Source organism: Brachyspira catarrhinii (genome assembly GCF_005518285.1).
GTDB classification, from domain to species: domain Bacteria; phylum Spirochaetota; class Brachyspiria; order Brachyspirales; family Brachyspiraceae; genus Brachyspira; species Brachyspira catarrhinii.
On the sequence record NZ_SJDU01000391.1, the window covers coordinates 1 to 2,028 of the forward strand.

A 2,028-nucleotide genomic window follows, 5' to 3' on the forward strand; every position below is an offset into this window, starting at 1 on the left:
TAGAATATGCGGACGCTAAAAAGAAGTTTGACGAAAGCTAAAATAATAGTAGCCGACATATTTGACGATAAATTGGAAGAAGCTAAAAAATTAGGCGCTCATTGTACCGTTAATGCCAAAAAAGAGAATATGATAGAAGTCGTAAGAAAATTATCTGACGGATATGGTCCTACCGTATCGATAGATGCAGCTGGTTTGGTTAGTTCTTTAGCGGACCTTGCGGAAGTAACTTGTAATGCGGGACGAGTTATAACTATGGCGTTTTTAGAAGAACCTTCTCAAGTTGCCATTTTTAAAATTACGGCTAAAGAACTTGATATTAGAGGTTCTAGGCTTCAAAATAATAAATTTGACGAGGTTATAAACGCCGTAAAAAATGGAGATATTGATATAAGCGGATTGGTATCTCATAAGATTCCTTTTGCGGATACTAAAAAAGCTTTTGATTTAATAGATTCTAAAGATTCCTCTATTAAAAAAGTCGCTTTAATTTTTGATTAAATTTATTTTTAGAGATTTTATAGGCTATAGAATGAAACTAAATATTAATAATCTCAATAATAAATCTTTTTGGGAAAACGCGAATATAGAAATTCCCAAATATGATATAAAAAAAGTTAGAGAAAATACGAAAGAAAATCCCGCTTGGATTCATTTCGGAGCGGGAAATATATTCAGAGGTTTTTTGGCGAGAATATCGGATAGTTTGCTAAACGATAATTTAATTGATAGAGGCGTCATAGCGGTTGACACTCATTCTACGGGAAAAACCGATGATTACGATATGCTTGAAAAAGTTTATAAGCCTTTCGATAATCTTACGCTTTTGGCTTTAATAAAAAATAACGGAGATATAGACAAAAAAGTTATAGGAAGTATAACCGATATTTTGCATGCCGATTTCGTCAATTATTACGAGTCTTTAAAAAAAATATTTATTTCAAATTCTCTTCAAATAGTGAGTTTCACCATAACCGAAAAAGGATATTCCATAAAAGATTTATCCGAAAAAGATTTAAATTTTGAAAACGATATTTCAAATATAATGGCTATGATAACTAAATTGCTTTTTGAAAGATATAAAAACGGCGCTTATCCCATTTCAATGTTAAGTATAGATAACTGCGCAAACAACGGAGACAAACTTAAAGAAGCGATTATAACTATAGCGGGCAAATGGTTAAAAAACGGTTTTGTGGAAGAAGGCTTTATAAAATATTTGGAAGATAAAAATAAAGTTTCTTTTCCTTTGAGTATGATTGACAAAATAACTCCTCGCCCTTCCGATATTATATCGGCAAAATTAAAAGAATTAGGTTTGGAAGGCTCGGAAACTTTTAAAGTGGGAAATAACATGACGGCTTTTTTTGTAAACGCGGAAGTTCCCGAGTATTTGGTAATAGAGGATAATTTTGCAAACGGACGCCCTCCTTTTGAAAGAGCGGGCGTTTTTATGACGGATAGAATAACCGTTCAAAATTCCGAAAGAATGAAAGTAACGGTTTGTTTGAATCCTCTTCATACCGCGTTGGCAATATTCGGTTGTCTATTTAATTATAATTATATATACGAGGAGATGAAAAATCCTCTCTTAAAAAAACTTATTGAAAAATTAGGCTATGACGAGGGAATGAAAGTTGTCGTAAATCCTAAAATCATAAATCCCGAAAATTTTATAAAAGAGGTTGTTGAAGAAAGATTTACGAATCCGTTTATTCCCGATTCGCCTCAAAGAATAGCTTGCGACACTTCCCAAAAAATCCCCGTTAGGTTCGGAGAAACTTTAAAATCATATATTGAAAAGAATTTGGATACTTCAAATTTGATAGCGATTCCGATTACCATAGCGGCTTGGCTCAGATATTTAACGGGTATAGACGATAACGGAAACGAAATGAATATAAGCCCCGACCCTATGCTTAAAGAATTGCAGTCGCATATATCGAAAATAAAATTTAAAGATATAGAGAGCGTTAAAAATAATTTACAACCTATACTTTCAAATAAAAATATTTTTTTAGTCGATTT

General features: G+C 32.4%; 2 protein-coding genes. Both read left to right on the forward strand.

The features are described 5' to 3' along the window. The first annotated feature begins 27 nt into the window (after positions 1 to 27). Entirely contained in the window at positions 28 to 501 is a 474-nt protein-coding gene (locus EZH24_RS10815; protein ID WP_161976147.1) for a zinc-binding dehydrogenase, read from the forward strand. Positions 502 to 532: 31 nt separating this feature from the next. Beyond that, positions 533 to 2,028, forward strand: a 1,496-nt coding sequence (locus EZH24_RS10820; protein ID WP_137999128.1) for a mannitol dehydrogenase family protein, incomplete at its 3' end; no start/stop codon positions are given.